Source organism: Streptacidiphilus jeojiensis (assembly GCF_042510965.1).
Lineage (GTDB): Bacteria > Actinomycetota > Actinomycetes > Streptomycetales > Streptomycetaceae > Streptacidiphilus > Streptacidiphilus jeojiensis.
The window spans coordinates 1,024,107-1,045,368 of sequence record NZ_JBEUKS010000001.1; the positions used below are offsets into that span (position 1 = coordinate 1,024,107).

Annotated in this window: 19 protein-coding genes; 7 read left to right on the forward strand and 12 right to left on the reverse strand. The window is 72.2% G+C overall.

What is annotated here, in order from left to right:
• Positions 1-30 precede the first annotated feature (30 nt).
• Both ABUW04_RS04635 and ABUW04_RS04640 read left to right on the forward strand, forming a co-directional pair.
• Positions 31-717, forward strand: a complete 687-nt coding sequence (locus ABUW04_RS04635) for an MFS transporter (RefSeq protein WP_380562955.1) — start codon at positions 31-33, stop codon at positions 715-717.
• A complete protein-coding gene (locus ABUW04_RS04640) occupies positions 717-1,436 on the forward strand; it encodes an MFS transporter (protein ID WP_380563453.1) in 720 nt (239 codons plus the stop codon). Before ABUW04_RS04635 ends, ABUW04_RS04640 begins: the two co-directional genes overlap by 1 nt.
• Here the strand turns inward: ABUW04_RS04640 and ABUW04_RS04645 are convergent.
• Positions 1,363-2,778 carry a hypothetical protein gene (locus tag ABUW04_RS04645; protein ID WP_380562957.1) on the reverse strand — a complete coding sequence of 472 codons (1,416 nt, stop codon included), beginning with the start codon at positions 2,776-2,778 and terminating at the stop codon, positions 1,363-1,365. The two genes, ABUW04_RS04640 and ABUW04_RS04645, sit on opposite strands and share 74 nt — an antisense overlap.
• A 75-nt stretch (positions 2,779-2,853) precedes the next feature.
• Positions 2,854-3,777 (reverse strand): LysR family transcriptional regulator, encoded by a 924-nt coding sequence (locus tag ABUW04_RS04650; protein WP_380562959.1) that lies wholly within the window; start codon positions 3,775-3,777, stop codon positions 2,854-2,856.
• 71 nt (positions 3,778-3,848) lie between these two features.
• On the opposite strand from ABUW04_RS04650, the gene ABUW04_RS04655 reads away from it, so the two are divergent.
• Positions 3,849-4,736, forward strand: coding sequence for an SDR family NAD(P)-dependent oxidoreductase (locus ABUW04_RS04655; protein WP_380562961.1), 888 nt, complete (start codon positions 3,849-3,851; stop codon positions 4,734-4,736).
• A gap of 32 nt (positions 4,737-4,768) precedes the next feature.
• Entirely contained in the window at positions 4,769-5,716 is a 948-nt protein-coding gene (locus ABUW04_RS04660; protein ID WP_380562963.1) for an SDR family NAD(P)-dependent oxidoreductase, read from the forward strand.
• Positions 5,717-5,790: 74 nt separating this feature from the next.
• On the opposite strand, the gene ABUW04_RS04665 is transcribed toward ABUW04_RS04660, so the two are convergent.
• From ABUW04_RS04665 to ABUW04_RS04700, 8 genes are all read right to left on the reverse strand, one after another.
• The gene (locus tag ABUW04_RS04665) at positions 5,791-6,789 is read right to left on the reverse strand and encodes an ABC transporter (protein ID WP_380562965.1); all 999 of its coding nucleotides are present in this window, start codon (positions 6,787-6,789) and stop codon (positions 5,791-5,793) included.
• On the reverse strand, positions 6,786-7,766 hold the full coding sequence (locus tag ABUW04_RS04670) for an ABC transporter ATP-binding protein (RefSeq protein WP_380562967.1): 981 nt from the start codon (positions 7,764-7,766) through the stop codon (positions 6,786-6,788). Before ABUW04_RS04670 ends, ABUW04_RS04665 begins: the two co-directional genes overlap by 4 nt.
• Positions 7,763-8,194, reverse strand: a complete 432-nt coding sequence (locus ABUW04_RS04675) for a GntR family transcriptional regulator (protein ID WP_030253019.1) — start codon at positions 8,192-8,194, stop codon at positions 7,763-7,765. The genes ABUW04_RS04670 and ABUW04_RS04675 overlap by 4 nt, the downstream gene beginning before the upstream one ends.
• 118 nt (positions 8,195-8,312) lie before the next feature.
• Positions 8,313-10,463, reverse strand: a complete 2,151-nt coding sequence (locus tag ABUW04_RS04680) for a SpoIIE family protein phosphatase (RefSeq protein WP_380562969.1) — start codon at positions 10,461-10,463, stop codon at positions 8,313-8,315.
• Between the two features lie 113 nt (positions 10,464-10,576).
• A complete protein-coding gene (gene efeB / locus ABUW04_RS04685) occupies positions 10,577-11,866 on the reverse strand; it encodes an iron uptake transporter deferrochelatase/peroxidase subunit (RefSeq protein WP_380562972.1) in 1,290 nt (429 codons plus the stop codon).
• Between the two features lie 119 nt (positions 11,867-11,985).
• Positions 11,986-13,212, reverse strand: a complete 1,227-nt coding sequence (gene efeO / locus ABUW04_RS04690) for an iron uptake system protein EfeO (protein ID WP_380562974.1) — start codon at positions 13,210-13,212, stop codon at positions 11,986-11,988.
• A 78-nt stretch (positions 13,213-13,290) separates the two neighbouring features.
• Positions 13,291-14,907 (reverse strand): iron uptake transporter permease EfeU, encoded by a 1,617-nt coding sequence (gene efeU, locus ABUW04_RS04695; protein ID WP_380562976.1) that lies wholly within the window; start codon positions 14,905-14,907, stop codon positions 13,291-13,293.
• A 158-nt stretch (positions 14,908-15,065) separates the two neighbouring features.
• Entirely contained in the window at positions 15,066-15,542 is a 477-nt protein-coding gene (locus tag ABUW04_RS04700; protein ID WP_380562978.1) for a MarR family winged helix-turn-helix transcriptional regulator, read from the reverse strand.
• Between the two features lie 45 nt (positions 15,543-15,587).
• On the opposite strand from ABUW04_RS04700, the gene pip reads away from it, so the two are divergent.
• Positions 15,588-16,547, forward strand: coding sequence for a prolyl aminopeptidase (gene pip / locus ABUW04_RS04705; protein WP_380562980.1), 960 nt, complete (start codon positions 15,588-15,590; stop codon positions 16,545-16,547).
• Between the two features lie 50 nt (positions 16,548-16,597).
• On the opposite strand, the gene ABUW04_RS04710 is transcribed toward pip, so the two are convergent.
• Positions 16,598-17,092: a GreA/GreB family elongation factor gene (locus tag ABUW04_RS04710; protein ID WP_380562982.1), complete on the reverse strand. Its 495-nt coding sequence runs from the start codon at positions 17,090-17,092 to the stop codon at positions 16,598-16,600.
• Between the two features lie 23 nt (positions 17,093-17,115).
• Positions 17,116-17,406, reverse strand: a complete 291-nt coding sequence (locus ABUW04_RS04715) for a hypothetical protein (RefSeq protein ID WP_380562984.1) — start codon at positions 17,404-17,406, stop codon at positions 17,116-17,118.
• 236 nt (positions 17,407-17,642) lie between these two features.
• Here ABUW04_RS04715 and ABUW04_RS04720 point away from each other — a divergent pair, with 236 nt between their 5' ends.
• Positions 17,643-19,955, forward strand: coding sequence for an FdhF/YdeP family oxidoreductase (locus ABUW04_RS04720; protein WP_380562987.1), 2,313 nt, complete (start codon positions 17,643-17,645; stop codon positions 19,953-19,955).
• A gap of 313 nt (positions 19,956-20,268) precedes the next feature.
• Positions 20,269-21,183: a hypothetical protein gene (locus ABUW04_RS04725; RefSeq protein ID WP_380562989.1), complete on the forward strand. Its 915-nt coding sequence runs from the start codon at positions 20,269-20,271 to the stop codon at positions 21,181-21,183.
• Positions 21,184-21,262: the final 79 nt, after the last annotated feature.

The window sequence follows — 21,262 nt, forward strand, 5'->3', positions numbered from 1 at the left end:
ACTCGGCGTTCCGAGGAGGGGAGCACCGCTGTGCGCCGTGAGCGTTCCGCGCATGTGCTGGTGCGGTATGCCGACTTCCGCAGGCTGTTCATCGGCAACTCGGTCTCTCAGCTGGGCTCCAGCGTGACCACCGTGGCGCTGCCGCTGTCCGCGGTGGTCTACGTGCACGCCTCGCCCTTCCAGATGGGGCTGCTCGGTGCGGCAGCCCTGGCGCCGCACTTCGTCCTGGGGCTGCCGGCGGGGGTCTGGGTGGACCGGCTGCCGTACCGGCGCATCCTGGTGGGCGCGGACATCGCGCAGGCCGTGCTCATCGGAGCGGTGCCGGTGCTCGCTCTGCTCCACGCACTGAGCCTGTGGCAGCTCTATCTGGTCGTCACCCTGGCCGGCGTGGCGAGCCTGTTCGAGAACGTGACCGCGCAGTCCTTCACGCCGAGCCTGCTCCCCAGGGAGCAACTGGCCTCGGCCAACAGCGCGTTGATGGCCGGAAGTGCCACCGTCAGCACCACCGGCTCCGCCATGGGAAGCGCACTGGTCACCCTCTTCGCGGCGCCGTTCGCGCTCGCGCTGGACGCCGTCTCCTTCGCCGTGGCCGGCGCCTGCAAGGCCCGGATCAGCTCCACGGGACCGGTTCGGGCACCGTCGGGCGGCAGCGCCTGGGGGCCGAGATCGCGGTCGGCCTACGCGCCGTGCTCACCCGGCCCACCCTCCGAGCGGTGATGTCGGCCGCGGCGCTCGGCGCGCTCGCCGGTCAGATGCAGAGTGTCGTGCTGGTCCTCTTCCTCGTGCAGGGGCTGAAGCTGTCGGCAGGGTTCACCGGACTGGCCATCACGGTCGTCGGTGTCTCAGGCGTGCTGTCCGCGGTCGCGTCCACGCGGGTGAGCCGCAGGCTCGGGCCGGGGCCGGCCTTCATCGCGGGCATGCTGGTCTCCGCGTCGGCCGGCCTCGTACTCGCCCTGGCCGCCGGCCCGCGGCCGGTCGTGCTCGCCGTGGTCGCCCTGGCCCAGGTACTGCGCGGAGCCGGACCCTCCCTCTACGGCGTCAACCAGCAGACGCTCCGTCAGACGCTGGTGCAGCCCGAACTGCTGTCGCGCACCAATGCGACCTGGCGCTTCCTGGTGTACGGGCTGCAGCCCGTGGGCGCGCTGCTCGGCGGCCTGCTCGGCTCCGTGGACCTGCGGCTGACCCTGGTGGTCAGCAGCGTCGTCATGCTGCTCGGGGCGGCCGTCGCCCTCCGCTCACCGCTGCGCTCACTGCGGGAGACACCCGCGGCTGCGACGGGACCTGCGGCCCCGGTCCCGCGGACCGGCCGGCCCGCCGGACCCGCACTCGCAACGCCCCGCCGCCTAGCGCGCGTATCGCGCCCTAGTGCAGGGACTCGACGAAACGAAGGACTCGTTCGCCGGCGAGGGCCTTCTCCTCTTTCGTCGGCAGCTTGACCGTGCCGAATGACGAGCTTTCTGCGGGTCCTGCCAAGTGGGTCAGCAGGCGGCGGAAGCTGTCGATCTGGCGGGTGAGGGCGTCGATGTCGACGAGGTCTCCCTCGAGTTCCGCGAGGAGGTAGAGGGGGCCGGTGACCAGCGCAACAGCAGGGATGCGTTGGTCATGGAGCGGCTCGCCCTCACCCAGGTGAACGAGTGCTCCCGGCTTCAGGGGAGTGGAGGAGTCGATGGAGACACCACTCCACGTCGCGCGGGTCAGTTCTGCCAGTTCGCCTGTCGTCGCGTAAAGGATCTCCGGCTCGAGAGTGCCATCGGGTTCGTAGCGCCCGGAAACGGGACTGATCCCGAAGTGCTTGGCGCCGAGGTGTTCGATGGCCAGTCCGGCGACGGCCGTAAGGCCGTCGGCGTCGGGGGACCAGAGCCCGGGGTGGGCGTTGAGCCACGCGGTCGTTGCCTGTCCGTGCTCGGTGACAGCGGGGATGCGCAGATGCCCGGCGGTGTAGACGAAGACGATGGTCCGGTTGTGATCGGTTGTCGCTGCGTCGCGCGCGAGCGCGAGGAGTCCGAGGTGTCCGTTCTCTTCGACGGCGTTGCCGCCATCGCTGTGCGTGACAACGAGGACTGCTTCGTCAGCGTCCGGCCCGGATCCGGCAGATACCGCCCACAGGGTGTCCATGGAGGCGTCCGGGGTCTTGGCCGCGTCCAGGGTCAGGGTGGCCAGGTCACCGTGCTTGGCGGCGGTGAGAGCGATGTCGCGTTCGGATTCCGGTATCCAGACGGCGGGTATGCCCTGGTAGTCGCGGGTGAAGGGCAGGTACTGCCCCCGTGCCGCATCGTCCGCGAGCCCGTTCCAGACCGCGATGACTCCCACGACTCCGGCCTCGCGGGCTTTCGTCAGGTCGGTTCCAGCGAACTCGGATCCGACAACGGGGTTGGCCACGGTCTCGAAGGGGAGCTCGTCCGACCAGGTGTCGAACAGGAGCTCCGACGGCACGTCGAGGTTGTGCACGTCGATGACGGCGATTTTCCCAGCGGCCGCATCCCAGTTCTTCTGTAGACCGGTGACGAGTGTCAGCGGCGCTGTGACTCCCCGGGGGCCGGTCTCGCCGGAGTACGGCCAGGCCGAGGAGACGGTGATGTTCTTCTGGCCGATCCTGAGGGCGCTTCCGCCATCCGTGACGTCCCATCGCTCAAAGGAATGGGTATCGCGTTCAACGGTGTATCCGAGCGCGGAGAGTTCGCTCGCCACGTCCTCGATCAGGGTGCGATGGGCGTCGTTTCCGGAGTATCTAGGTCCGAGCCCGCTCAGTCGTCGAATCCGGTGTGCGTAGTCAGTCATGATCCTCCTTCGTCGCCAACGCTCTCACGAGCGTGCTGCCCGGGCCACACGAGATGAGCCGACCGGCCCATGACGCTACGACGGGGTGTCCGCGTCGAGGGCTGCGGTGTGGAGGGCGGCGGCGACGCGGGTGGCTGCTTCGGTGGGTGGGGTGGGGAGGCGGGCCAGGAGCAGGCGGCGTTGCTCCTGGGGGCCGCCGCGTACCGGCAGGATGCGGACGCCGGGGGGTGCGGCGGGGGCGAGGGCGGCGGGCACGGTGGTCAGGCCGCAGCCGGCGGCGACCAGGTGCAGTTTGGCCAGCCAGTCGCGGGCGGTGTGGACGATGTCGGGCTTCTCGTCCAGGCCGGGGCAGACGCCCATCAGCCGGTCCTCGCCGGAGGGCGGGCCGGCGATCCAGCGCTGGCCGCGCAGGTCGGCGACGTCAACGAAGTCGCGGCGGGCCAGCGGATAGGCGGCGGGCACGGCGATGTGCAGGGCGCGTTCGGTCAGGGTCTGCAGCACCAGCGCGGGCGATTCGGCGTCCGGGGGTCGGAACGGCGGCGCCGAACCGAGCAGGGCCAGGTCCAGGCTGCCGGTGCGCAGCGCCCGGACCAGGGCGGGGGTGCTGCCCTCGCGACTGATCACGGTGATCTCCGGGTCAGTCTCGCGCAGTGCGGTGACGGCTGCGGGCAGCAGGGCGGCGCCCGCGCTGGGGAACCAGCCGACGTGCACGGTGCCGGCCTGCGCGGGCAGGCCGGCGAGTTCGCGGGCGCCGGCGTCGATCTCGTCGAGGACCGCGGTGGCTCGGCGCAGCACCAGCCGGCCGGGGGCGGTGAGGCGGACTCCGTCGTGGCGCCGCTCCAGCAGGGTGGCGCCGGTGACCCGTTCCAGGGAGGCGATCTGGCGGGAGACGGCGGACTGGGTGTAGCCGAGCTGGCTCGCGGCGGCGGTGAGCGTCCCGCGTTCGGCCACCGCGCGGAAGACCCGCAGGGCGGTCAGCGTGACATCGGTGAAGTCCATGACGTATACGCATACCAGGTGTGCCTAACTTTCGCTGGTCTCATGCCTGGAATGTCCCTAGCGTGGGGATCATGAACATTCCACGCATTGCCCTGGTGACCGGGGCCAACCAGGGGTTGGGCCGCGCGCTGGTCGAAGGTCTGGCCGCCCGGTCGGGTCCGCAGGACCTGGTCCTGCTCACCGGCCGTGACGCCGGGCGGGTCGACCGGGCCGCCGCCGAGGTCGCGCGCGAGCCCGGCACCCGCAGCCGGGTGGAGGGACGGGTGCTCGACGTCGCCGACGCCGAGGCGGTGGCCGCGCTGGCCGCGGAGCTGATGCTGCGTCATGGCGGGGTCGACGTGGTGATCTCCAACGCGGTCGCCCGGCTCCTCCCGGACCGCTCGCAGGCCGCCCAGGCCGACGAGTTCATCGACGTCGCCAACGGCGGCACCCACGCGGTGCTGCGCTCGTTCGGGCCGGTGCTGCGGCCCGGCGGCCGGCTGATCGTGGTCGCCAGCTCCCTGGGAACGCTCGGCCACCTGGACGCAAGGCTGCGTCCGCGCTTCGACGGCGCCTCCCTGGACCAGGTCGAGTACGCGGTGGAGTCCTGGCGCAGCGCCGTGCACGCCGGCACCGCGCAGGAGCAGGGCTGGCCGCTCTGGCTGAACGTGCCCTCCAAGGTGGCCCAGGTCGCCGCCGTACGCGCGGTGGCGGCCGAGCGCCGCGACCGCGACCTCGCCGCCGGGACGCTGGTCGCGGCGGTCTGCCCGGGCATGGTCGACACCGCCACCTCCCGGCCCTGGTTCGCGGACTACAGCCGGGCCCGGACCCCGGCCGAGGCCGCCCGCGCCGTGCTCGACCTGGTGCTCGCCGAGGGCGCCGACCCCGAGCTGTACGGCGAACTGGTCCGCTCCGGCAAGGTCCTGCCCTGGCCCGACGGCACGCCCCCGACCGCGCAGGACCGACTGCTCATCCCCTGAACCGTCCGTTCCACCGCAAAAAGGAGTCCCGCATGACCATCGCCACCACGCCCGCCGTCACCACACCGTTCGGCTTCGCCAGCACCGCCGCCGAGGTCGCCGCGGGCATCGACCTGACCGGCCGTCGGGCCGTAGTCACCGGCGCGTCCTCCGGCCTCGGCACCGAGACCGCCCGGGCCCTGGCGGGTACCGGCGCCGAGGTCACCCTGGCCGTCCGCGACACCGACGCGGGCGAGGCCGCGGCCAAGGACATCGTCGCGAGCACCGGCAACCCGCACGTGCACGTCGCCCCGCTGGACCTCACCGACCCGGCGTCGGCCGCCGCGTTCGGGCCCTCCTGGCAGGGCCCGCTGCACATCCTGGTGAACAACGCCGGGGTGATGGCCAGCCCCGAGCAGTACACCCGGCAGGGCTGGGAGCTGCAGTTCGCCACCAACCACCTCGGCCACTTCGCCCTGACCACCGCCCTGCACCCGGCCCTGACCGCGGCGGGCGGCGGCGCCCGGATCGTGGTCGTCAGCTCCAGCGGCCACCAGATCTCCCCGGTGGTCTTCGACGACGTCAACTTCGCCTTCCGGCCCTACGACCCCTGGCTCGCCTACGGCCAGTCCAAGACCGCCGGCATCCTGTTCGCGGTGGAGGCCACCCGCCGCTGGCAGGCCGACGGCGTCACCGCCAACGCCCTGATGCCCGGCGCCATCTACACCAACCTCCAGCGGCACACCGGCGGCCGCGGCAGCGGCAGGGTCCCCGCCGAACTCATCAAGACCGTCGAGCAGGGCGCGGCCACCTCCGTCCTGCTGGCCACCTCGCCCCTGCTCGACGGCATCGGCGGACGCTACTTCGTCGACTGCAACGAGGCCGCCACCGTCGACCGGCGCACCGGCAACCTCCAGGGCGTGGCCCGCTACGCCCTGGACCCGGACGGCGCCCGGCGGTTGTGGACGCTGTCCGAGGACCTGCTGGCCGCCGCGGGCTGAACCGCAGCCTCCCCTGCCGGCGCCCCCGCGCCGTCGCGCCGTCGCGCCCCCGCGCCGTCGCGGCCTCGCTCCCCTCAGACCAGGCGCTTGCGCCCCCAGAGCAGGATGAAGGCCGCGAGAGCGGCGGTCAGCGCGAACAGGATTCCTGCGCCGAGCCACTGCATGGCGGGCATCTGGCTCTGGTTGAGGTAGGTGACCGCCCAGCCGACGACGTGCTTCTGGTCCAGGCAGGCGTTGGTCGCCGACGCCGTCATCTCGTGGCAGTTGCCGTAGCCGATGTAGTCGCCGGAGGCGGTGAGGTAGAACTGGTCGATCATGTGGGCGCTGCCGGGCAGCACCGGGAAGGAGTTGTCGGCGAGCACGCCGTTGTGGCTGGTGGCGACCTGGATGTGGCCGAGCGACATCCGCTCGTAGGCCCAGGCGATCTGGGTCGCGACGCCGAAGCCGAAGGTGACCACCATCGCCATCAGGGTCCGGCGCAGCAGCATGCCGACCGCCACTCCGCCGACCACGGTGAACAGGGTCAGCGCCACCGGCACCGGGCCGGTGTTGTCGAAGACCGTGCTGCTGTCCCAACTGGGCCCCGAGGTCAGGTGCTTGAGCGGTGCCCACCACCAGCCGAAGGCCAGCGAGAGCGCGGTGGTGCAGAGCACGGTCACCGCCACGGTGATGCCCAGTTTGGTGACGAGCCATCGGACCCGGCTGCTGGACTGGGTGTTGACCAGTTTGGCGGTGCCGGTCTCCAGGTCGTTGGCGAGCAGCGGCGCACCCAGGAAGACGCCGATGACCACGGGGGCCAGCCCCAGCGCGATGCTGATCCGGTCCATCGCGCTGGTGTCGAGGTGCTGGTCCCAGCCGTCCTTGAGGTGGGGCCAGCCCTGGGTGTCCAGGTAGCTCATCAACTGCGTGCGCTCGTAGGCGATCAGCAGGACGCCCGCCACGGTGGCGGCCAGCAGGGTCCAGAAGGCGGCCCGGTGCTGGCGCCAGACGAGCCAGTTCATGCCGCCGAGCCGCAGCCCGCGGGCGGGCCCGGCGGCGCCGGTCGGGGCCGGGACGCTGGTCAGGGTGCTCATGCCGCCACCGCCTGGACGTCGTCGATCCGGGCGCTCGGGGTGAGCAGCGGTGCGGCTTGCGGCGAGCGCAGGTAGCCGAGCAGGAGTTCCTCCAGGTTGGGGGTCTCGGCCTGCCAGGCACCGCCGTCCAGGCCGTCCAGGCCGTCGGGCCCCGGGCGCACCAGGGCGGTGAACTGCCGTCCGCTGGTGCGGGTCTCGACCACGGTGTGGTGGGCCAGGTTGGCCGGCAGCTGCCCGTCGACGTGGGCGCCGGTGAGCAGGGCGTGGGACTCCAGCAGGTCGTCGACCTCGCCGGCCAGCCGCAGTCCGCCCTCGGCGATGACCACCAGGTAGTCGCAGACGTTCTCCAGCTCGGAGAGCATGTGGGTGGACATCAGCACGGTGGTGCCGTGCTCGGTGGCCTCGGCCAGCAGGGTGCCCATCATCTCGTGGCGCACCAGCGGGTCCAGGTCGGACATCGGCTCGTCCAGGATCAGCAGGTCGGGGCGCTTGCCGAAGGCCAGCGCGAAGGCGACCCGGGTGCGCTGGCCGCCGGAGAGCGTGCCGATCCGCGCCGCCATCGGCACGTTGCCGGCCCGGACGATGTCCTCGGCGGCCCGCTGGTCCCAGCCGGGGTTGAGCTCGCGGCCCAGGCGCAGCGTCTCCTCGACGGTGAAGCGGCGGAACAGCGGCTTCTCCTGGGCCAGGAACGCGGTGCGGCGGTTGGCCCCCTCGGACTCCGGGGCCTCGCCGAACACCCGCAGGGTGCCGGTGGTCGGCTCCAGCAGATTGCCGGCGATCCCCAGCAGCGTGGTCTTTCCGGCGCCGTTGGGGCCGACCAGTCCGCAGATCCGGCCGGCCGGCAGCCGGAAGGAGCAGTCCCGCAGCGCCCAACCGCGCCGGTACTTCTTGCCGATCCCGTACGCCGCTATCGCGGTGTCGTCCCCCGGTTCCCCCGGTTCGCCCGGATCCCCGTATCCCGCCCCGTTGCCGTTCATCCCTGTCCCCTCATGTCCAGCGCCTCTCCTTGTGCGGCGGCCACCGTGGTTCCGGTGAACCGCTCCTCCAGCACCGACGCGACCAGTGCGGCCACGTCCTCCCGCTCCAGGCCGGCCTCACGCGCCCTGGTCACCCACGCGTCCAGCTCCCCGCGCAGCGGCCCGTCGGCCGCCGCCTGGGGGCGGGCCAGCGAGCGCAGCACGAAGGTGCCCAGGCCCGGTCGCGGTTCGACCAGGCCCTCCCGCTCCAGCTCCCGGTACGCCTTGAGGGTCGTGTTCGGGTTGACCGCGCAGGTCTCCGCGACCTCCTTGGCCGTCGGCAGCCGGTCGCCCGGCAGCAGCACGCCCAGCCGCAGCGCCTGTCTGGTCTGCTGCACGATCTGCTGGTAGGCGGCGATCCCGCTCCGCCGGTCGATGCGGAACTCCACGCGCTCATCACCACCCTTTAGCTACTCAGTTAGTGGAATGATGATGGAGGACAGGGCACAGCCCTGTCAAAGGATTCCTTCGAGCCGCTCAGTCGGCGGTCGGCGGTCGGCGGTCGGCTCAGTCGGCGGTCGGCGACGCACCGGCGGGCAGCTGCTGCTCCGCCCAGATGGTCTTGCCCAGCGCGGTCTGCCGGGTGCCCCAGCCCTGCGTCAGCTGGGCGACCAGCAGCAGGCCGCGGCCGCCCTCGTCCAGGGTGCGGGCGCGGCGCAGGTGCGGGGCGGTGTTGCTGGCGTCGGAGACCTCGCAGATCAGCGTGCGGTCGCGGATCAGCCGCAGCTGCACCGGCCCCTGGCCGTAGCGGATGGCGTTGGTGACCAGCTCGCTGACGACCAGTTCGGTGACGAAGGCCGCGTCGTCCAGGCCCCATCCGGCGAGCGTCGCCCCGGCCCACTTGCGGGCCTCGGCGACCTGCGCCGGGTCGTGCGCGACGTCCAGCGTCGCCACCCGGCCGGCGCCCAGCAGCCGGGTGCGGGCGACCAGCAGCGCCGCGTCGTCGGCGGGGTGCTCGTCGAGCAGGCCGGTGAAGATGGTGTCGCAGGTGGCGTCCAGCGAGCGGGACGGAGCCGCCAGGGCGCGGCACATCACCTCCACGCCGGCGTCCAGGTCGCGCCGGCGGGACTCCACCAGCCCGTCGGTGTACAGCGCCAGCAGGCTTCCCTCGGGCAGGTCCAGCTCGGTGGCCTCGAAGGGCAGGCCGCCGACGCCCAGCGGCGGCCCGGGCGAGATCCGGACCACCTCGGCGGTGCCGCCGGGCCTCAGCAGCACCGGCGCCGGATGCCCGGCGCTGGCCACCGTGCAGCGGCCGGAGACCGGATCGTATACCGCGTACAGGCAGGTGGCGCCGGTCACCGCGGTGCCGCTCTGCTCCTGGCCGCCGCCGGCCTCGGTCCACGGGGAGTCCTCCTCCGCGCCGAGGTGCGCCACCAGGTCGTCCAGGTGGACCAGCAGTTCGTCGGGGGGCAGGTCGACGTCGGCCAGGGTGCGCACGGCGGTGCGCAGCCGCCCCATGGTGGCCGAGGCGTTGATCCCGTGCCCGACCACGTCCCCGACCACCAGCGCCACCCGGGTCCCGGACAGCGCGATCACGTCGAACCAGTCGCCGCCGACCCCGGCGCTGGCGTCGGCGGGCAGGTAGCGGGAGGTGACCTCCACCGCGGCCTGCGCCGGCAGCCCGGACGGCAGCAGATTGCGCTGCAGCGCCAGCGCCGTGGCGTGCTCGCGGGTGTACCGGCGGGCGTTGTCCACGCACAGCGCGGCACGGGTCGCCAGCTCCTCGGCCAGCAGCACCTCCTCGGCGTCGAACGGGTCGTGCGACTCGCGGCGGATGAAGACCACCACGCCGAGGGTGAGTCCGCGGGCGCGCAGCGGGACGGCCAGGAACCAGCGCAGCTTGAACCGCCGCGCGGTGGCGGAGCGGACCTCGTCCTGGGCCAGCCAGCGCTCGTGGTCCGGCTCCCCCGGTCCGCCGAGCACCGGACGGCCGCCGGCCAGCGCCCGCGCCGCCGGGGCGAACGGCGGGTAGGTGTCGACCGTGCCCAGCTCGACGACGGCCTCCGGGACCCCGGCGTCCACCGACTCGTGCGCGACCCGGCGCAGCGCCACCTGGCCCTGGACCGCGCCCGGAACCGGTTCCGCCCCTCTGAGCACGTCCTCCAGCAGGTCCACGGTGACGAAGTCGGCGAAGCGGGGCACCGCCAAACGGGCGAGCTCGACACCGGTCAGTTCCACGTCCAGCGAGGTGCCGAGGGAGGTGCCGGCCTCGTTGAGCAGGGCCAGCCGCTGCCGGGCCCAGTGCTGCTCGCTGCTGTCGAAGGCGGCGATGGCGACGGCGCAGACCGCCCCGGAGGGGTCGCGCACCGGCCACATCCAGCTGGTCCGCGCGTACTCCCGAGGCGCGGAGCGCAGCTTGATGACGGTCTCGTAGCTGACCGGAACGCCCGTCTCGACCACCTGGCGCAGATGCTGCAGGTACCCCTCGGACGCCTCGTTCTCGGGCACCGAGGCGATGAAGGGAAGGCCCCTGACCTCCGCCTCGCCGACGCCGATGATGTCGCCCGAGGCCTCGTTGACGCGCCAGTAGCGCAGCTGGGTGTCAAAGACCGTCATGGTGACCGGCGACTGGGCGAAGGCCCACTCCACCACCCTGCGGTCGGCGTCGTCCGCCTCACCCGCCCCGCGCGAACCGGCATCGGGCCTCTCGGCGTCCATCCCGGTTCACCAGCTCCTGTCGGCTCGCACCACCCCCTGTCAGGGTGGTGCACGGGCCGCACGTTATCAAGCCGGGCTCCGGGCGTCGCCCGGAACCGCGGGACGGCCCGGCCTCAGCCGAACAGCGGCTTGCCCCACCAGTCGCCGGAGGCGGTCAGACCCGGCGGGACGGCGAACAGCGCGCTGCTGGTGTGCCGGATGTACTCGTTGAGGTTGTCCTGCTGGCCCAGCCGGGTCTGGATCGGCACGAACTGCTTGCGCGGGTCCTTCTGGTAGGCGATGAAGAACAGGCCGGCGTCCAGCAGCCCGGTGGTCGAGTCGATGCCGTCGGTGTAGGAGTAGCCGCGCCGCAGGATCTTCTGGCCGTTGTTGGTCTCCGGGGCGGCCAGCCGGATGTGGGCGTTGAGCGGGATCACCGGCTGGCCCTGCGGGTCCTTGGCGGCCAGGTCCGGGGTGTCGAACTCGTCCTTGCCGCCCAGCGGTGCGCCGCTGGTCTTGTAGCGGCCGAACACGTTCTCCTGGTCGGTGAGGTAGTCGGTGTCCCAGGACTCGACCAGCATCCGGATCCGCCGGGCGACCAGGTAGCTGCCGCCCTTCATCCAGCTCTGGTCGGTCTCCTCGCCGACCCAGACGTAGTCGTCCAGGTCGGGCGTGCTCTGCGCCTTGATGTTGCGGGTGCCGTCCTTGAAGCCCATCAGGTTGCGCTCGGTCTGCTGCTCGGTGGAGGTGGAGGAGGTGCGGCCGAAGCCGAGCTGGGACCACTTCATGACGGCGGTGCCGCGCGCCAGCCGGGCGAAGTTGCGGATCACGTGGAAGGCCACGGTGGGGTCGTCGGCGCAGGCCTGCACGCACAGGTCGCCGCCGCTGCGCGTCGGGTCGATCGAGCCGTCGCCGGGCAGGGTGGGCAGGTCGGCCAGCGCGGCGGGCCGGAACTTGGCCAGGCCGAAGCGGTCGTCGAAGAAGCTCGGCCCGAAGCCTACGGTCACCGTCAGGTTGGCCGCGCCCAGCCCGTACGCCTCGCCGGTGTCGATCGGCGGCGCGGAGGGGGTGTTCTCGACCGGACCGATCAGCAGGCCCTTGGACATCTGCGCGGCGGCCGCGGCCCAGGTGCCGAGCATCACCTGCACCGCCTGCGCGTCGGTGCTGGTGATGTCGAAGGCGGCGAAGGCGAGCCGGTCCTGGGCGGGGGTGGCTATGCCGGCCTGGTGCGCGCCGAAGAACGGCACCTGGTCCGAGGCCGCCTTGGCCGCGGTGGCCTTGGCCTTGGTGGCGTCCGGGTCGGAGGACGGGGAGTCGGTCGCGTGCGCGATGCCGAAACCGACCCCTCCGGCCGCCACTGCGCCCGCGGCGGTGAGCGCGCCGCCGAGCAGGTTCCGTCGGCTGGTCACTGGCTTCTCACTCATCGGTTCACCCTCGGCGGCGTTCTCTGTGTCCGGTGTCGGTTTCTGGCTCTGCTGGGACTGTGCTGCGTACTGCGGTGCTGCCTACTGCGGTACTGCGGTGCAGCGGCGTTGACGCCGGGTCAGCTGCCGGCGACCTTGCTGGCCACCTGCGACAGCGGCTCCTGCACGGCCTTCACCGCGGCCGCGAGTTTCTGCTTGTCGGCGTTGGTCAGTGCCGTGTAGAGCTGGAAGCCGGAGGCGTTGGCGCCGGTGCGGTAGGTGTCCACCAGCTTGTCCAGCGCGGTGAAGGCGCTGGAGATGGAGGTGGTCAGCGCCGGGTCGATCTTCGACAGCGCGGGCTGCAGCGAGGCGAAGGCCTGCTCGGCGCCCTCGTCGTTGGCCTGGAAGTCCAGCAGGTCGATGTGCGAGTAGCGCTCCTCCTCGCCGGTGATCTTGCTGCTGGCGACCTCGTCCAGCAGCTCCTGGGCGCCGTTGGCCAGCTCGAAGGGCTTGTAGCTGAGGCCGGTGGTCAGCGTCTGGAGCTTCTTGACGTTGGCGACCAGTCCGTCGGCGTAGCTGCTGAGACCCTTCAGGCTCTTGGTCTGGAACAGCCCCTGCTCGATCCGGTGGAAGCCCTCCCACTGCGCGGCGGGGACGTCGCCGGTGCGGGCGTCGATGTCGGCGTCCAGGTTGTCCTTGCCGACGGTGAAGGACTCGGCGACCGGCTCGATCTTCTCGTAGTACGGACGGGCCTTCATGTACGCCTGCTGAGCCGCCGCCAGATCGGTGCCCTGGAGCGCCTTCTGCAGCGCCTCGCTGCTCTGCACCAGGTAGCCGACCTGGTTGGTGACGTAGGCCGCGTACTCCTTGGTGCCCTGGGCCAGCAGGGCGTCCACGCTGCCGTCGCCGGAGGTGGCGGCCTTGCCGGTGACGGTCAGCGTGGTGTTCTCGTTCGCGGCGCCGGGGCAGTAGAGGGTGTAGCTGCCGGCGTCCACGCTGACGGCGAAGGTGCCGGAGAAGCCGGGCGGCAGGTTCTCCTTCTCGCCCACGATCCGCTGGCCGCTGAGGAGTTCGACCTCGCTGACGGCGGCGGCGTCCTTGTTGCTGATGGAGAAGGTGATCGCGCCGGCCGCGAAGGCCTTCTGGTTCACCGAGCAGCCGTCCGCCGCGGTGATGGTGACGTCCGCCTTGTGCGGGTCGGCGGCGGCCGTGGCGGAGGCTGAGCCGGCGGGGGACGCGGCGTCAGCGGACTTGCTGCCGCTGGAGCTGCCGCAGGCGGTGAGTCCGCCCGCGAGCGCGAGCACGGTGACGGTCGTGGCGGCGGCGGCCGTTCCGCGTCGGCGGTTCACGGCGGAGAAAAGGGACAACTCAGGCTCCTGGCAGGGAAACTGGCATGGACGGCTGGGACGCAAGGAACCCCGCACGGACGTTTAGGTTAGCCTAACCTATCCGACTGTGGGGAGGGGGGTGGGGGTCTGTACCGAGGCCGCCTCCCGCTGCTGCCGCGCGGCGGCGGCCGTCAGGCCCGCGCCGGCCAGCGCCACCACGGCGACGATCGCGGCCAGCCAGAGGTCGGTGAGCCGGTCCGAGCGGTCGGTCCGCTGCTGCAGGTCGTGCCGGGCCGCAGCGGCGGCCGCGGCCACCGTCGCCGCCGGGAAGGCCTGCTTGCCACTGGCCACCGGACTGTCCAGCGGCACCGCGCCGACCTGGGTGCCGACCAGGGTCGCCCGGACCGTCTCGGTCCAGTTCAGGTCGAGCACCCGGCCGGTTCCCGGCTCCACCCAGACCGTCAGTTCGTCGGTGTCGGCGTACTGGACCCGCACCGAGCCGCTCGCGGCCGAGGCGCCCTGCGGGACCACCCCGAGCGGCAGCCGGCCCCCGTTCGACGCGGCGGCCTGCTCGAAGGTGAGCATGGCCGGCCGCCCGGCGGCCGCGGTGCCGGGGTGGGTGCCGGTGTAGACGTCGACGGACACCCCGTCACGCTGCGCCGAGCCGGTGCGGTGCAAGGTCAGCGTCGTCGACGACTGCACGGAGCCGGTGCCGCCCACCGCCGCGGCCGGGCTGACCGGGGTGGTGCGCACGGTGGCGGTCGCCCCGCGCGTACCGGTGAGGCCGGCGGTCAGCGCCCCGGCCGAGGTCACCGGATTGCGGACCGGGTGGCCCGGCAGCGTGACGGCCAGGGCCGCCACGGCGACCAGCGCGGCGGCGGCCACCGCCGACCAGACCCGCAGCATGGTGCGGCGCGAGACCGGACGGCTCGGCGGCCAGGCCACGTACAGCCCGACCGGCACCAGGTAGGCGAGCCAGCCGGCCACCTCGACCACCACCGGATGCTGCTGGATGCCGAGCATCCCGGTCAGCAGCGCGGACTGCACCGAGCCGGGCTGCACCAGCCAGGTCAGGTCCACCGTGGTGCCCTGACCCGCGTTCAGCCATCCGGCCTCGTGCGCGGTGTGCAGGGCGTTGACCACCAGCCCAGCCGCGACCAGGACCAGCACCAGGCCGGTGGCCCGGAAGAACTTCGACAGGTTGAGCCGGACGCCGCCCCGGTAGATCAGCCAGCCGAGCACCACGGCCACGGCTATGCCGGCCAGTGCGCCGCCGGCCGCGTCGGCGGTGTTGCCGCTCTCGTTGAATGCGGCGAGCAGGAAGACCACCGTCTCGAAGCCCTCGCGCAGCACCGCGAGGAAGGCCATCAGCACCATCGCCCGACCGGCCCGGCTGCCGCCGTCCCCGATCGCGGCGGCGGCCAGACCCTCCAGATCGGCCTTCAGCTCCCGGGAGTGACGCCGCATCCAGACGACCATGTAGGTCACCATGCCGACGGCCAGCACCCCGACCACGGTCTCCAGCCCCTCCTGCTGCTTCTGCGGCAGGTTGGAGGAGACCACCTTGAGGGCGATGCCGACCCCGAGGCAGAGCAGCACGGCCGCGCCGACCCCGCCGTAGACCCAGCGCAGCAGGTCGCGCCGGCCCTGCTGCTTGAGGAAGGCGGCGATGATGCCGACGATGAGGGCCGCCTCCAGGCCCTCGCGCAGGCCGATCACAAACGTAGGCAGCATCTGACCGACCAGCTCCGTCCGACGAGGGGAGTCCGACTCCATTAGGTTAGGCACACCTTAGCTTGCCCGCCAGACCCCTACCCCGGCCGACCCCTCCCAGCCGTCCCGCCCCGATCTTCCCCGGCCTTCCGCCTAGTCGGCGCTGCGGTGACGGGCCCTCAGGGCCGGTGGGCCGCCGCGATCCGCTGCCGGAACGGTCGGCGCCCCACCGCCTCCGCCACCTCGGTCAGCAGCTCCGCCAGCGGCATCGAGAGCTCGGCGTCCAGTTCCGCCATGGCCGCCACCGTGGCGTCCCACTCCGCCTGGATCTGCGGCAGCAGCGCCCGGGCCTTCGGGGTGAGCCCGATCAGCCGGCGGCGCGCGTCCTGCGGGTCCGGGGTGTGGGTGACCAGGCCGGCCCGGGCCATCTGCGCGGCGGTCTGGCTGGCGGCGGAGTGGGTGACGCCCACCGCCGCCGCCAGCTCGCGGACCGCGAGCGGGCCCTCGGCCAGCAGCGCCCGGACGACCGGGGAGAAGCGCGGCCGGTACTCCGTCAGACCCTGCTCCTCGTAGACCTTGGCCACGTCCCCGTCGAGCAGTTCGAGCACATGACGGAGCAGGGTACCGACGGCGACCGGGTCCGGGAGGTTCCTCATGGCGTTAATCTAACAGCACTGTTAGATATCAGGAGGGGACGTCCCATGACCGAGCTCTACCCACCCGTCGAGCCGTACGACCACGGCATGCTCGACGTCGGCGACGGCAACCGGGTGTACTGGGAGACCTGCGGGAATCCCGCGGGCAAGCCCGCCCTGGTGCTGCACGGCGGACCGGGCTCCGGCGCGGGGCCGTTCTGGCGCCGGCTGTTCGACCCGGCGGCCTACCGCATCGTCCTGCTGGACCAGCGCGGCTGCGGACGCAGCACCCCGGACGCCGCCGATCCGCAGACCTCGCTCGCCGCCAACACCACCGGGCACCTGCTGGCCGACATCGAGCAGTTGCGGCGGCACCTCGGCATCGACGCCTGGCTGGTCCTCGGCGGCTCCTGGGGCGTGACCCTCGCCCTGGCCTACGCCGAGCAGCACCCCGGACGCGTCAGCGAACTGGTGCTCTTCAGCGTCACCAACACCACCCGCCGCGAAGTCGAGTGGGTGACCCGGGAGATGGGGCGGATCTTCCCCGAGGAGTGGGCCCGGTTCCGCGACGCCGTACCGACCAAGCAGCGGGACGGCAGCCTGGTGCAGGCCTACGCCCGGATGCTCGCCTCCCCCGACCCGGCGGTGCGCGAGCGGGCGGCCCGGGAGTGGTGCCGCTGGGAGGACGTGCACGTGTCCACCCACCCGGGCCACCGGCCCGACCCCCGCTACCAGGACCCGCGCTTCCGCATGCGCTTCGCCCGCCTGGTCACCCACTACTGGCGGCACGCCGCCTTCCTGGAGGACGGCGCGCTGCTGCGCGACGCCGGGAAGCTGGCCGGCATCCCCGGCGTGATGGTCCACGGACGTCTGGACATCAGCGGCCCCCCGGACGTCGCCTGGCACCTGGCCCAGGCCTGGCCGGACGCCGAACTCGTCCTCATCGACGCGGAGGGACACGGACTGTCCACGGACACCACCGCAGCCGTGCTCGCCGCCACCGACCGCTTCCGCCCGCCGACCTGAGCGGGGCCCCGCGGGTCCGATCGGAACCGTCCGCGCGGCGCGCCGGTCGCTCAGCCCCCGATGGTCAGCACCGTCGCGGTGTCCTGCCCCCGGGGCGTCGCGTACGCCACCGTCTCGCCGACGCGGTGCCCGAGCAGCGCGCGGCCGAGCGGGCTGTCGGCGGTGACCAGGGTCTCGTCCAACTCCTCGGCGACCTCGCCGATCTGGATCGCCTGTGTCGAGTCGTCACCGAAACGCACGGTGGCCGTGCTTCCGACGCCCACCACGTCCGTACGGGGCGGCCCGGCCAGAGCGGACTGGCGGAGCCGGGTCTCGAGTTCGGCGATGCGGTCGTCCAGGGCGGTCAGATCGTCGGCGCGCTGCAACTCGTCGGCCTGGTCGGCCGAGTCGCCGGCTTCGTCCGCGTCCCCCAGGGTGGCGGCGACCTTCTGACGTTCGGCACGCAGCTCCGCCAGGTCCCGCTCCAGCGCCCGACGAGCGGTGTCGCTGATCGGTTCGGCTTCTCCGTCCACACCCGCTCCCCTCATACCGGCTTCCTTCGCCATGGGAATCTCCTCTGCCGTGCGCCTCAGTCCTCGTAGCCGGTCGGGGGGAACGGGTCGCGTTCGCTGCGGGGGAGCCCGGCGTCGGTGGCGATGTCACCGTGCGCGACCTGGCGGTCGACCTCGGCCTCCTCGTCCGCGTGCTGTTCCGCGGGATCCACCTCGGAGCCGGAGTCCCCCGGAGCCAGGCCGACCAGTTCCCGGTCCGCCTCCGTCCGCTCGTCCAGTTCCTCCTCGTCGGGGCGCCGGGTCAGGCCACCTCCGTGTCCGGTGTCGGGGTTCCCCTCGACTGCCTTGTTCGACTTGTGGTGGGCCATGTCTCCTCCTCGAGAAGGCACCGAGGCGCACCCTCCGGTCACCTTCCGGAAGCCGGTCGGCACACGCATGCGGAGGTTCGGCGACAGAGCGCAACGGACGGACGCCAACAATTCAAACGCCATAGCCATAGCCCCGCAACGCCGGACCCGCACGGCCCGTCCTGCGTCGTGACCCGCCGCGCAATAGTGTGGGGCGCGAGCCGACTGTCGATCCACGAGCGAACGGCGGAAGTGTCGTGAACGCCTCTGATGACCCGCTGGAACCCTCGGTGGGAGCCGCTCCCGAGGAGCCTCCGCAGTTCAAGCCCTACCACCATCCCGCCGCCGGGTGGGGCGCCGCCAGGAGCGTGACCCGGTTCCTGGTGAGCGAGCGCAGCCTGGTGGAGGGGCCGCGGGCGATCATGCGGATGAACCACGAGAACGGCGGCTTCGACTGCCCCGGGTGCGCCTGGCCGGACGACACCAAGGGCCCGCACCTGGACATCTGCGAGAACGGCATCAAGCACGTCACCTGGGAGATGACCGGCAAGCGGGTCGGTCCCGAGTTCTTCGCCGCCCACACCGTCACCGAACTGGAGGGCTGGAGCGACTTCGCCCTGGAGGACCAGGGCCGGCTCACCGGGCCGATGGTGTACGACGCCGCCACCGACCACTACACCCCCATCAGCTGGCAGGACGCCTTCGAGCTGGTCGGCCGCACCCTGCGCGAACTCGAAGACCCGAACCAGGCCGCCTTCTACACTTCCGGGCGGCTCGGCAACGAGGCCACCTTCCTCTACCAGCTGCTGGCCCGCGAACTCGGCACCAACAACCTGCCGGACTGCTCCAACATGTGCCACGAGGCCAGCGGACGCGCCCTGCAGGCCGCACTGGGCACCGGAAAGGGCACGGCCGACCTCAAGGACTGGGAGGCCACCGACGCCCTGTTCATCCTGGGCGTCAACGCCGCCTCCAACGCCCCCAGGATGCTCACCGCGCTGGCCGACGCCTACCGTCGCGGCGCGCAGATCGTGCACGTCAACCCGCTGGTGGAGGCGGCTGCCACGCGCACCATCGTGCCGCACGAGTTCGTGGACATGGCCCTGTTCAAGTCGACCCGCACCAGCACCCTGAACCTGCAGCCGCGCATCGGCGGCGACATGGCACTGCTGCGCGGCATGGCCAAGGCGGTCCTCGACCAGGCCGCGGAGGACCCCAAGGCGCTGGACCAGGAGTTCATCGACCGCCACACCACCGGCTTCGCGGAGTACCGCGCCCTGTGCCAGGCCACCCCGTGGGAGGAGATCGAGCTCCAGTCCGGTCTTCGCCGGGCCGACATCCTCGCCGCGGCGCGGGTCTACCGCGAGGCCGACCGGTCCATCTTCAGCTGGTGCCTGGGGGTGACCCAGCACGAGCACGGCGTGGACACGGTCCGCGAGATCGTCAACGTCCTGCTACTGCGCGGGAACCTGGGACGGGAGGGCGCCGGCCCCTCACCGGTGCGCGGCCACAGCAACGTCCAGGGCAACCGCACCTGCGGCATCGACCACCGCCCCAAGCCGGAGTTCCTGGACCGCCTGGCCGAGGTGTGCGGGATCGAGCCGCCGCGCGAGCACGGGATGGACACCGTCGCCACCATCGAGGCGATGCACCGGGGCGAGTTGAAGGTCTTCGTCGGCATGGGCGGCAACTTCGCGCTGGCCGCCCCGGACACCCCGTACACCTACGCCGGACTGCGCGGCTGCGAGCTCACCGTGCAGGTGAGCACCAAGCTGAACCGCAGTCATGTGGTGCACGGACGCCAGGCGTTGATCCTGCCCTGCATCGGACGCACCGAGAAGGACCACCAGCGCCAGGGCGTCCAGGGCACCTCCGTCGAGGACTCGATGAGCATGGTCCACCTCTCCGTCGGCATGAAGCGCCCCGCCTCCCCGCACCTGCTCTCCGAACCCGCCATCATCGCCGGCATCGCCCAGGCCGCCCTCCCCGAAAGCGCGACCCCCTGGCAGTGGTACGTCGAGGACTACGACCGGGTCAGGGACACCATGGCCCGGGTCCTGGACGGCTTCGAGGACTTCAACCGCCGGGTGCGGCTGCCGCTCGGGTTCAGGATCAAGCAGCCGGCCCGCGAACTGGTCTTCCTCACCCCCTCCGGCCGCGCCGAGTTCTCCGCCGCGCCGCTGCCGGACGTGGTGCCGGCGCCCGGCACCCTGGCCCTGGGCACCATGCGCTCCCACGACCAGTGGAACACCACGATCTACTCCGACAACGACCGCTACCGCGGCGTCAAGAACCTGCGCACGCTGGTCTTCATGAACCCCGACGACATGCGCGAGCGCGACATCGCCGAGTTCGACCCGGTCGACGTCACCAGCACCGCCCGCGACGGCAGCACCCGCTCGCTGCGCGGCTACCTCGCCGTCCCCTACGACATCCCCCGCGGCTGCGCGGCCGGCTACATGCCCGAGATGAACGTGCTGTGCGCACTGGTGGACCGCAGCACCCAGAGCGACCAGCCGATCATGAAACACCTCAAGGTGACCGTCGCGCGTGCGGGACGGACCGTCTAGCGGCCCACCAGGGTGAAGACGATGATCATGGCGACCCCGAGCAGGGCGAGCAGCATCCACGTCTGCCCGTAGTGGCTGTGCGGGGCGCCGCGTTCGGTGTGGAAGGGCACGGTGACCTCCCGGCTGGGATCTCCATTGTCCCCCCGTCCCGGGGCGCTCACCAACGCCGGGGCGCCGGAGCGGCCTGATCACGATCGCGGATGCCGGGTTCCGGCCCTGACTCGCGGGTGCCGGGGGCAGACTCTCCCCGTGGGACGGGTGCGTGCGGCGGGGGTGGGTTCCGGCCGGACGCGTGGGAGTTGGGGGGCTTCCGATGATCTACCTGCTGGCGTTCCTGGGCCTGATGGTGCCGCTCGCTGCCTGCCTCGGGTACGCGGCGATGCACGACAGCGAACGGCGCGGGCCCCGCACGGCCTCCGCCGCCGCGCCGGCCGCCCCGCGCCGGCGCCCGGTGGCCCCCGCCCCGCCGGCCTGCCCGGTGTCCCGCGAGCGCCAGGTCTGGATCGAGTCGTCGATGCTGTGGCTGGTCAAGCAGTTCGGTCTGGACACGGTCCGGCGCCCGGTCGCGCTGCCGACCCCGGACTTCTTCCCGGTGCCCTTCTGCGGCGAACGGCGCGAGATCAGGGCGCTGCTCACGCGGGTCTGCAAGGTGATGCAGGTGGATCCGCTGTTCATCTGGATGAGGCTCTTCGACGGCCCGGACACCGAGGAGCTCAGCAGCGGTGAGGCGCGGCGTTTCGCGGTCGGCCTGTACCTGAGGGCCTGGGACTTCTCGGTCATCAGCCTGGACCGCATGGACGCCGCCGCACCGGCCGTGCTCGCGGCCACCATCGCCCATGAGCTCGGCCATGTCCGACTGCTCGGCGAGGACCGCATCACCACCGCCCGCAAGGACCACGAGCAGCTCACCGACCTGGCCACGGTCTACCTGGGCATGGGCGTCTTCACCGCCAATGCCGCGCTCACCTCGCACCACCGGGGTCCCGCAGCGGACCGTCCGGAACCCGGCTGGATCATGACCCACGGCTACCTCTCCCAGAGCGATCTCGCCTACGCCCTGGCCTGCTGCTGCCGCCTGCGCGGCGAGAACCGGGAGCCGGCCTGGGCCGAGCAGTTGAAGCCCGCTCCGCGCCGGACGCTGGTGCAGGGACTGGCCTACCTCACCCACGCCGCCGAGGCCGACGACACCGGAAAGGTGTTCCCGACCGCGGGCCACTACCGCAGGTGAGCTTCCGGGCCACAGGGTGCCGACCGCAAGGTGCCGAGCGCAGGGTGCCGACCGCACGGTGCCGGTCGGCCCTCCGCGT

Coding starts and splice junctions, on each gene's coding strand:
- efeU (WP_380562976.1), bottom strand. CDS start 14,907: ATGCTGCCTACGTTTGTGATCGGCCTGCGCGAGGGCCTGGAGGCGGCC.
- ABUW04_RS04710 (WP_380562982.1), bottom strand. CDS start 17,092: ATGGCGAAGGAAGCCGGTATGAGGGGAGCGGGTGTGGACGGAGAAGCC.
- ABUW04_RS04645 (WP_380562957.1), bottom strand. CDS start 2,778: ATGACTGACTACGCACACCGGATTCGACGACTGAGCGGGCTCGGACCT.
- ABUW04_RS04665 (WP_380562965.1), bottom strand. CDS start 6,789: ATGAGCACCCTGACCAGCGTCCCGGCCCCGACCGGCGCCGCCGGGCCC.
- pip (WP_380562980.1), top strand. CDS start 15,588: ATGACCGAGCTCTACCCACCCGTCGAGCCGTACGACCACGGCATGCTC.
- ABUW04_RS04715 (WP_380562984.1), bottom strand. CDS start 17,406: ATGGCCCACCACAAGTCGAACAAGGCAGTCGAGGGGAACCCCGACACC.
- ABUW04_RS04670 (WP_380562967.1), bottom strand. CDS start 7,766: ATGAACGGCAACGGGGCGGGATACGGGGATCCGGGCGAACCGGGGGAA.
- ABUW04_RS04655 (WP_380562961.1), top strand. CDS start 3,849: ATGAACATTCCACGCATTGCCCTGGTGACCGGGGCCAACCAGGGGTTG.
- ABUW04_RS04680 (WP_380562969.1), bottom strand. CDS start 10,463: ATGGACGCCGAGAGGCCCGATGCCGGTTCGCGCGGGGCGGGTGAGGCG.
- ABUW04_RS04650 (WP_380562959.1), bottom strand. CDS start 3,777: ATGGACTTCACCGATGTCACGCTGACCGCCCTGCGGGTCTTCCGCGCG.
- ABUW04_RS04700 (WP_380562978.1), bottom strand. CDS start 15,542: ATGAGGAACCTCCCGGACCCGGTCGCCGTCGGTACCCTGCTCCGTCAT.
- efeB (WP_380562972.1), bottom strand. CDS start 11,866: ATGAGTGAGAAGCCAGTGACCAGCCGACGGAACCTGCTCGGCGGCGCG.
- ABUW04_RS04660 (WP_380562963.1), top strand. CDS start 4,769: ATGACCATCGCCACCACGCCCGCCGTCACCACACCGTTCGGCTTCGCC.
- ABUW04_RS04725 (WP_380562989.1), top strand. CDS start 20,269: ATGATCTACCTGCTGGCGTTCCTGGGCCTGATGGTGCCGCTCGCTGCC.
- ABUW04_RS04640 (WP_380563453.1), top strand. CDS start 717: ATGTCGGCCGCGGCGCTCGGCGCGCTCGCCGGTCAGATGCAGAGTGTC.